9 protein-coding genes and 2 pseudogenes are annotated in these 8,638 nt (G+C 39.2%); 3 read left to right on the top strand and 8 right to left on the bottom strand.

Annotation, left to right across the window (positions count from 1 at the left end):
- Positions 1–102 precede the first annotated feature (102 nt).
- On the top strand, positions 103–912 hold the full coding sequence (locus HUN22_RS13485; protein ID WP_174730312.1) for a peptidoglycan DD-metalloendopeptidase family protein: 810 nt from the start codon (positions 103–105) through the stop codon (positions 910–912).
- Here HUN22_RS13485 and HUN22_RS13480 read toward each other — a convergent pair.
- From HUN22_RS13480 to HUN22_RS13470, 3 genes and pseudogenes are all read right to left on the bottom strand, one after another.
- Positions 909–1,114 (bottom strand): annotated as a pseudogene (locus HUN22_RS13480) (hypothetical protein). The gene HUN22_RS13485 and the pseudogene HUN22_RS13480 sit on opposite strands and share 4 nt — an antisense overlap.
- 96 nt (positions 1,115–1,210) lie before the next feature.
- Complete coding sequence (locus HUN22_RS13475; protein ID WP_016143298.1) at positions 1,211–1,633, bottom strand: OsmC family protein; 423 nt, start codon at positions 1,631–1,633, stop codon at positions 1,211–1,213.
- A gap of 78 nt (positions 1,634–1,711) precedes the next feature.
- Positions 1,712–1,831: a hypothetical protein gene (locus tag HUN22_RS13470; RefSeq protein ID WP_078224862.1), complete on the bottom strand. Its 120-nt coding sequence runs from the start codon at positions 1,829–1,831 to the stop codon at positions 1,712–1,714.
- A gap of 248 nt (positions 1,832–2,079) precedes the next feature.
- Here HUN22_RS13470 and crp point away from each other — a divergent pair, with 248 nt between their 5' ends.
- Complete coding sequence (gene crp / locus HUN22_RS13465; protein WP_005070320.1) at positions 2,080–2,787, top strand: cAMP-activated global transcriptional regulator CRP; 708 nt, start codon at positions 2,080–2,082, stop codon at positions 2,785–2,787.
- Positions 2,788–2,946: 159 nt separating this feature from the next.
- Positions 2,947–3,996 (top strand): NADP(H)-dependent aldo-keto reductase, encoded by a 1,050-nt coding sequence (locus HUN22_RS13460; RefSeq protein WP_174730309.1) that lies wholly within the window; start codon positions 2,947–2,949, stop codon positions 3,994–3,996.
- A 54-nt stretch (positions 3,997–4,050) separates the two neighbouring features.
- On the opposite strand, the gene HUN22_RS13455 is transcribed toward HUN22_RS13460, so the two are convergent.
- From HUN22_RS13455 to HUN22_RS13435, 5 genes and pseudogenes are all read right to left on the bottom strand, one after another.
- Complete coding sequence (locus tag HUN22_RS13455; protein ID WP_174730306.1) at positions 4,051–4,830, bottom strand: M48 family metallopeptidase; 780 nt, start codon at positions 4,828–4,830, stop codon at positions 4,051–4,053.
- A gap of 115 nt (positions 4,831–4,945) precedes the next feature.
- Entirely contained in the window at positions 4,946–5,263 is a 318-nt protein-coding gene (locus tag HUN22_RS13450; RefSeq protein WP_174730303.1) for a hypothetical protein, read from the bottom strand.
- A gap of 121 nt (positions 5,264–5,384) precedes the next feature.
- The gene (locus tag HUN22_RS13445; protein WP_174730300.1) at positions 5,385–6,704 is read right to left on the bottom strand and encodes an adenylosuccinate synthase; all 1,320 of its coding nucleotides are present in this window, start codon (positions 6,702–6,704) and stop codon (positions 5,385–5,387) included.
- 62 nt (positions 6,705–6,766) lie between these two features.
- Positions 6,767–7,933 carry an ATP phosphoribosyltransferase regulatory subunit gene (locus HUN22_RS13440; protein ID WP_174730297.1) on the bottom strand — a complete coding sequence of 389 codons (1,167 nt, stop codon included), beginning with the start codon at positions 7,931–7,933 and terminating at the stop codon, positions 6,767–6,769.
- A 183-nt stretch (positions 7,934–8,116) separates the two neighbouring features.
- Positions 8,117–8,638 (bottom strand): annotated as a pseudogene (locus HUN22_RS13435) (hypothetical protein); the annotation flags it as partial.

Raw genomic sequence — 8,638 nt, 5'->3', positions numbered from 1 at the left:
TTCATGCTTATTAATCCTACACTTTTCACAAAGTCTTCATTGAGAATTTAATAATTAAGCTTTAGTTTATCTTGCTAGTTTCCTACTCGTTTTGAAATGAAAATGCACTTTAAACACTTTATATTAACAACAACTTGTCTTTTTACTTCGGCATTGGCAATCGCTCAGCTTCCACAAGATTCCAGAAGACCTGGTGGAATTGCAGTTGTTCCTCTAACTTCTGATATTACTCAGGTTACTTTTCAACAAAAGCCTGTTTTAATTAGTCAAGAAGGTCAACAGCGTTATGCTGTATTTGGCATTCCGTTGTCTACTCCTATCGGCAGTATTCAGCTCGACACAAATAAAGCTCCGATTCAAGTAGAAGTTAAGTCTTATCCTTACGCTGAGCAACGAATTAAAGTCACTAACCAAGATTATGTGAACCCCAATCAAAGTCAGTTAGACCGTTACGCTAAAGAGGCTAAAGAACAAAATGATGTGTATAACTCATTTACACAGAGCTCATGGCAAACCCTACCCACATTTATACGCCCGACTTCAGGGAAATTTAGCAACTCTTTTGGAAGAAAACGCTTCTTTAACGGAGAGGAACGCGCGCCCCACTCAGGTTTAGATATTCCTGCGCCAGTAGGGCAAAAAGTTATTGCGCCCGCAGATGGTGTGGTTATCCAAACTGGATCTTATTTTTTTAATGGTCAAACCGTGTTGATTGATCATGGCCAAGGCCTAGTCAGCATGTTCTGCCATTTAAGCGCAATTAAAGTAGAGAAAGGCCAACATATCCGTCAAGGAGAAACACTAGGTTTAGTGGGCAAAACTGGACGTGTGACAGGCCCTCATCTGCATTGGGGCATGAGCCTTAATAATGCTCGGGTAGATCCGCAGCTTTTCCTAAATACAGCTCGTTAACTTAAAGCTTTACGAAAATACTTTGGTGCTTCGATATAGCCTTCTCTTAGGTAAAATTGATGTGCCAAAGGTCTGTGAGTTAGAAGCGTTTTAATAATTCAAATTTTTCTTGAATAAGAGCAAGAGGCTGTAGGTATCCCATCTGTTTAAGTAGAACACATATGGCTTGAGTATATTCTGATTTAGCAGAACGAATATTCACTTTCATTCCTCCCCTTATTTTTTAGTTATTTTTGACAATAAAAAAAGCCAACTCTAATGTCAGCTTTTTTTAATTTCTAGCTATCAAAAAAATGCCTTATTCCGCTTCAATAATTTCGAAGTCATGAGTAATTTCTACACCACCATCGGAAAGCATTTTACTTGCTGAACAATATTTCTCGGCAGACAATTCAACTGCTTTTGCAACCTGCTTTTCTTTCACAGATTTACCAGTTACCACAAAATGTAAGTGGATTTTAGTAAACACCGCCGGAATTGCGTCAGCGCGCTCAGCTTTTAAGTTACATACAACATTCGTCACATCTTGGCGAGATTTCTTTAAAATGGTCACAATATCAAACGAGGCACACCCACCAAGTCCCATTAATAGCAACTCCATAGGACGTGGACCACGGTTTTCACCACCATACTCAGGTGAGCCGTCCATAATGACACTATGCCCACTATCCGATTTCGCTTCAAAAGCAACATTCTCTAGCCAATGTACACTTGTTTGCATTGCAACTACCCAAAAAAAATTATAAATTTAAGCAGGGTCTGTTGACATTTCATCTATGGATTGCGTTATAGCTAAAAATTAATCCAAATAAGACGCAAAACCCAGACAATGGCAATCCTTTGTCCAGTTTTGTAATAAAATTTGTGAAATTTCAGCCATAATCTGAGTTGCAATTAAAGCAGCGCAGGCATAGCGCAAGACTAAGTTATTTTGTACGTTTCGTTGTTAAGATCTATTTATTTAGAATAGCTAAATTTCATAGTTCTTATATTTGGTACGTCTAAAAGAATTGTCTTAGTCTTATGTTGCAACCATCTGTGAAATGTCAACAGGCCCTTGTTTTGTACACTAACATAAAATGAGTTGATAAGGAATTTCATCTCTTCTGTGTAATAGCTCATCTCGAGCTTGTGTGAATTGTTTACCCTATTCGGAACATATTAAGCATGACTTCAAATTTTTCACAACTTAGCACAGATGCTTTATCTCCGGGGCAACTACCTGAATCCGTTAAAGCATTGTTAAAACGTGCTCACATCAACAGATATCCAAAACGAACCACAATTGTTGATGCCGGAACAGAGTCAAAATCTTTATATTTAATTTTAAAAGGCTCGGTTTCAATTATTTTGCGCGAAGATGACGAACGTGAAATTGTTGTTGCGTATTTGAATCCGGGCGATTTCTTTGGGGAAATGGGACTTTTCGAACCGAACCCTCAACGTACAGCCGAAGTTCGTACTCGTGATGTCTGTGAAATTGCAGAGATCTCTTATGACAACTTTCATGAACTTAGCAAACAGTATCCAGACTTAAGTTATGCTGTTTTTGCACAACTTGTTCGCCGTCTAAAAAATACGACCCGTAAAATGACAGATCTTGCGTTCATTGATGTGTCTGGTCGTATTGCTCGTTGCTTAATTGATCTATCTTCTCAACCTGAAGCAATGATTTTGCCGAATGGTCGTCAAATTCGTATTACTCGTCAAGAAATTGGCCGTATTGTTGGATGTTCACGTGAGATGGTTGGCCGTGTACTCAAAACCTTAGAAGATCAAGGTATGATCCAAACTGATGGTAAAGCCATTCTTATTTTTGATGCATCATTAGAAGAAAACACTGTTTCTGATGATGACTACGACGATGAAGAATAATATTCATTAAATTTTTAATAAAAAGCAAACTTCGGTTTGCTTTTTTTATATGCAACAATGAGTTAATACACAAAACTTACAAACTATTCTAATTTTATGATTTAAGTTGAATACATATTCTCCGTTAGGCTAACTCAAAATTTCCAAGGATTCCGCTGTATGCAATTAAACCCACTTAGTCGCACAGGCCTTAAACTTCCAGAAATTTGTTTAGGCACCATGACATTTGGTGAGCAAAACTCCCAACAAGAAGCTTTTGAACAACTCAATTACGCCTTGGCACATGGTTTATATTTTTGGGATACAGCAGAGATGTATTCTGTTCCTCCAAAACCTGAAACTTATGGCGCAACTGAAACAATTATTGGCAATTGGTTTGCACAATATGGACAACGTGACAAGGTTTTTCTTGCATCTAAAATTGCAGGTCCGGGCTTTGGAGGAACACACATCAGAGAAGGCCATACACGCTTTAACAGCGACCATATTGTCAAAGCCCTAGATGGTTCACTTAAACGCCTACAAACGGACTATATTGATCTTTATCAACTGCATTGGCCTGAACGTCATACCAACTTTTTTGGCACGCTTGCTTATGGCAATCAGCAAGCACAAAATGATTACGACACAACACCTCTAGAAGAAACATTACTTGCTCTACAAGAAGAAATTAATCGCGGGCGTATTCGCTATATTGGTTTATCAAATGAAACCCCGTGGGGCACTATGAAATTTTTACATTTGGCTGAAAAGCTTGGTGTCAGTAAATTTGTCAGTGTTCAAAACCCATATAGCTTGCTTAACCGTACTTATGAGATAGGGATGTCCGAGATTGCCAAATATGAAGATGTCGGCTTACTCGCCTACTCACCTTTGGCTTTTGGTTACTTAACTGGAAAATTTAGAAATGGCGCTCGTCCTGCTAATGCTCGTGTAACACTATTTCCGCGTTTTAGTCGCTACAGTAACCCTCAAAGCGAATGGGCAACTGAACAATATGCACAGCTAGCAGAAAAACATGGGCTTAGCTTAACTCAGATGGCTTTAGCTTTTATTAAACAACAATTCTTTGTGACCAGCACAATTATTGGTGCCACGAATTTAGACCAACTCAAAGAAAATATTCAGGCATTTGAGATTGAGTTACCAAGTGAAGTTTTAAAAGGTATTGAGGCCATCCATACTCAACAGCCGAACCCTGCACCTTAAATAAAAACGGATGCTTAAGCATCCGTTTTCTTTATCTATAAAAAATTTTATAACTTATCGACGGCTATTATAAACTGCCATTGCCGCAGGTAAGTTTTTACGCATATCACCAATACGTTGAGAGTTAGATGGGTGAGTAGACAAGAATGATGAACCACCGCCACCTTCAAGCTTATTCATTTTTTCCCAAAGTGTAATCGCCGCATTTGGATTATAGCCTGCACGCGCCATCAGCATTAAACCGCCTTGGTCCGCACGACTTTCCAAGCTACGAGAATATGGCAAGCCCACACCCACTTGTGTACCTAGCTGAGCCGCAGCAGTACCAAGCTGGCCTACATTATTACCCGCATAGCTTAAACCGATGCCTAGAGCTAAATCAGTTAAAGCCTGTGCACCGATTTTACTTTTTGCATGCTCTTCTAAAGCATGTGTCATTTCATGTCCCATAACAGCTGCAATTTCAGCATCTGTTAGGTTCAATTTATTCACAATACCTGTATAGAACACTACCTTGCCACCAGGTGCAACGTAAGCATTAACTGTATCTGATTTCAACACCGCTAACTGCCAGCTAAATGGCTGACCCGTCTGGTTCATTTGGTTGGCATATGGTTTTAAACGGTTGAATACAGCATTAATACGGTTATATGTACTAGAACTTGTATCGAGAGCACCCTTACCACGTGCTTCCTGTACCATTTTATTAAAACCTTGAGCAGATTGAGCATTTAAGGTTGCAGTATCTGCACCTGCCATGTCTGCTACTGTTGCACAGCCAGAAATGGTCATCACGCTTGCAGCACACAAGCTTAAAAAGAGTTTTTTATTCATAATACGGATCACCTAAATCGTTAAAAAGCTGTTTATTCTTTTGCACTTATTATAAGAAATACCACTCATGCTTTGAATGTCTCATTCCTTCATGATCATAGTATTTATGTAACGATCAAGCCGATAAAGTCATTAAATAAATCCAGAAAATTAAACAGATTACATTTAAACCCAAATAAACATGACTTAAGGTCTTAACTTTCTCTTCAAGATTAGGACTTTCCCTTTTCCAGAGTAAATAACTATTTTGTATGAGTACCACAGGAATTAACACACATGCGAACAAAACTGATAAGCTCATAAAAGCTGTCATAAAGAAATCTTCATGATATTCCTGTCCATAAATAACCAACATCGCCAGTGTCGGTGAACCACCAATAGCGAATAAAAAAGAATAAAAAATTGTTTTTGAAATAGTTGGTTGTAGCTTCATCCTGAGCCCGTCCTTCCTTATCTATATACAACGTTTTAATCTGAATCTGATAAAACGAAAACTGCACTTTAGTCGGGTACAAAAAAGCCCCCTATCAGGAGGCCCTTTTAATCTTTGCTAATTAAGCAGAGAACGGATGACGTAAAACGATTGTTTCTGCACGGTCTGGACCAGTTGAAACGATATCAATCGGACATTCGATTAATTGTTCAATACGCTTAACATAAGCCAAAGCATTTGCTGGTAATTGGTCGATACTAGTTAAACCAACAGTTGACTCGCTCCAACCCGGCATAGTTTCATAAATTGGTTTCAAGCATTCAAAAGAAACCGCATCTGAAGAACCTACACAACCTGAATCTGTATTTTCATAACCTACACAGATTTTCACTTCTTCTAAACCATCTAAAACGTCAAGTTTAGTTAAGCAAATACCTGAAAGAGAGTTTACATCTACAGAACGGCGAAGAATTTCAGCATCAAACCAACCACAACGACGTTGACGACCCGTTGAAGCACCAAATTCATGACCTACAGTACCTAAGTGACGGCCAATTGCATCACCAGTATCTGTAGCAGCGTCATAATGTAACTCTGTTGGGAATGGACCAGCACCTACACGTGTTGTATAAGCTTTAGTAATACCTAATACATAATCAAGATGTAAAGGTCCCATACCTGAACCAGAGCTTACGCCACCAGCAGTTGTATTTGAACTTGTAACATACGGATAAGTACCGTGGTCGATGTCTAAAAGCGAGCCTTGAGCGCCTTCAAACATTACAGGCTTACCTTCTTTGCGGTAGTCATGTAACACTTTAGTCACGTCAATCACTAATGGAGCAAGAACTTCACGCCATTGGTTGCAAAGAGCCAATACATCTTCAAATTTAACAGCTTCTACACCGTAGAACTGAGTCAATTGAAAGTTATGTAACTCAAGCATTTCTTGGAGTTTTTCTTCTAATGCCGCGCCACCACGAACAAGGTCAGCAACACGCACTGCACGGCGAGCCACTTTATCTTCGTATGCAGGACCAATACCACGACCTGTAGTACCGATTTTAGCGTTACCACGTTTCTTCTCACGTGCCTGATCAAGTGCAATATGGTTAGGCAAAATGAGTGGACAGTTTGGAGAAATACGTAGACGTTCTTTAACAGGAACACCTTCCGCTTCCAAAATTCCCATTTCTTCAATTAACGCGGCTGGTGAAAGTACTACACCATTACCAATTAAGCACAATACGTTTTCACGTAAAATGCCTGATGGAATGAGGTGCAATACAGTCTTTTTACCACCTACGACAAGAGTATGACCTGCGTTATGTCCGCCTTGATAACGTACTACCGCAGCCGCCTGATCTGTGAGCAGGTCGACGATTTTACCTTTACCTTCGTCGCCCCATTGGGTACCAAGTACCACAACATTTTTGCCCATAATAGCCTCATTACATCATGCTGTTAAAATTGGAAACCACCAGTAAAATTTACTGCTGGCGATTAAATCTTTTCAATATTCCATTGTCCATTTTGCGACACGAGTTGATGAGTCGCATATGGAATAGAACTTAAATCATCATTACCTAACAATTGAACGACACGTAGACCTTGAGCACGTGCATTCGAAATTGCTGAGAGTAAATCCTGTTCTGAGCCTTTTGGAGCAACAACAGTTTCGATTTCGGCGAACTGATTTGCACCTAAGGCATATAAATCACAACTGAAGCCAGTAGCAGGACGTGCGCGGCCAAAGTGCTCACCAATCCCATCGTAACGACCACCCTGTGCTAAAGGTGCAGCACGGTTCGGTGCATAGACTGCATACATTAAGCCAGTGTGATAGTGATAACTACGTAGCTCTACTACGTCGATACCGATATTGAGATTTGGCCAACGGCCTTTAATTTGAGCAAACGTTGTTTTAAGCGCATCTAATGCTGACTTAAATTCAGCATCTTGTGAGATGTTTGCACTTAAATTCGCTTGTAATGCTTCTAGATCACTAGAATAACGGCCAAGCGCATAGAAATCAGACCCCATATTGAGGTTTTGAGTAAACTCTGCTAATTCTGGCAATGCTTTTCTTTGATAAAGATCTGAAAGCTCATGCTCTTCATTTTTTGACAGTCCAGCATACTTTACTAAACTGCGGAACAACCCTACATGGCCCAAATCTAGATGCGCGCCTTGTAAAGTATAGATGTTCTCAATCAGCCCTAGCATAACATCGACCATTTCGACATCAGCTTCGATACTGTCATGCCCGTATAACTCTGCCCCTAATTGTAGAGGTGCACGTGTGGCATTGAAATTTTGTGGTTTAGTATGTAATACAGTCCCTGAATAACAGTAACGTGCAACGCCTTCAACTGGTCTTACATGTGCATCGATACGTGCAACTTGTGGCGTCATATCAGCACGGACACCGAGTAAACGGCCTGAGAGCTGATCAATGACCTTAAAAGTTACTAAATCCAAGTCTTGATTTGATTCTGATAATGAAGACAACGATTCGATGTATTCGATAAATGGTGTATATACCAATTGATAACCTCGTACCGCGAGGAAATCTAAAGCTTCACGGCGAAGTTTTTCAATGACTTGTGCCTGTTCCGGCAATACATCTGCTACCCCGTCAGGCAGCAACCATGTCTCTGAAATGGTCATATTTCAAGCCTAAAATCTGATCAACGTGGAACGACCCCACATAAAAAAATCGGGAACACACCCGATTTCTCTTAGTGTAGCATGATACTTTGTGCCATGCACCTGACAATTTGCATAAATCTTTCTTAATAAACTCTAAAGTCAAAAAGAAGATTTTTCAAATTAATAAGAATATTCAGTAATTTACTGTGCTTTACTCATATTATAGGCAAAAGTTCTTCGACCAAAGAATGGGCCAATATCTGAACTATCACCTGGTTGCCAGTTAACTAAATTTAATCTTTGAATAGCTTGAGCTGCTTGAGTATTAAAAGCAAAGCAACCTTTTTCAAGATTTGCAATTTTTAACTTTTGTCTGAAAGCAATTAATGAATGTGTATTATTAAGCGGGTTATCTTCTATAGAATAAAGGTGAGACTTTTCATACGCCAAACTTCTATCAGCATTCCATAAATTACTTGATACAAAACTCATAGAAGCAGACTGATCGTTATTATTACCTAAGACACTTTGAGTATCCCCAGTTTACAAGTTTTCTAAAACAGTTAAGTTATAACCATACCACTGAGAATTTAGAAGCCTAAAATACTTTTTATCTGAACCTAGGGTATTATATCTTTCGACAATTGACTGCTTTTTCTCACTAAACGAAGGATTTGAATTAAAACTAGATATATAAGAAATATAAGATTGATTCCATTGAGT

The sequence above is a fragment of the Acinetobacter lactucae genome, assembly GCF_013344765.1.
Lineage (GTDB): Bacteria > Pseudomonadota > Gammaproteobacteria > Pseudomonadales > Moraxellaceae > Acinetobacter > Acinetobacter lactucae_A.
Note: the sequence above shows the minus strand (reverse complement) of the source record. Positions and strands in the feature narration are given on the sequence as shown.

Excerpts from the sequence above, each read along its gene's own strand:
- crp (WP_005070320.1), top strand. The coding sequence starts at position 2,080 with ATGACTTCAAATTTTTCACAACTTAGCACAGATGCTTTATCTCCGGGG.
- HUN22_RS13455 (WP_174730306.1), bottom strand. The coding sequence starts at position 4,830 with ATGAATAAAAAACTCTTTTTAAGCTTGTGTGCTGCAAGCGTGATGACC.
- HUN22_RS13445 (WP_174730300.1), bottom strand. The coding sequence starts at position 6,704 with ATGGGCAAAAATGTTGTGGTACTTGGTACCCAATGGGGCGACGAAGGT.
- HUN22_RS13440 (WP_174730297.1), bottom strand. The coding sequence starts at position 7,933 with ATGACCATTTCAGAGACATGGTTGCTGCCTGACGGGGTAGCAGATGTA.
- HUN22_RS13460 (WP_174730309.1), top strand. The coding sequence starts at position 2,947 with ATGCAATTAAACCCACTTAGTCGCACAGGCCTTAAACTTCCAGAAATT.
- HUN22_RS13485 (WP_174730312.1), top strand. The coding sequence starts at position 103 with ATGCACTTTAAACACTTTATATTAACAACAACTTGTCTTTTTACTTCG.
- HUN22_RS13475 (WP_016143298.1), bottom strand. The coding sequence starts at position 1,633 with ATGCAAACAAGTGTACATTGGCTAGAGAATGTTGCTTTTGAAGCGAAA.
- HUN22_RS13450 (WP_174730303.1), bottom strand. The coding sequence starts at position 5,263 with ATGAAGCTACAACCAACTATTTCAAAAACAATTTTTTATTCTTTTTTA.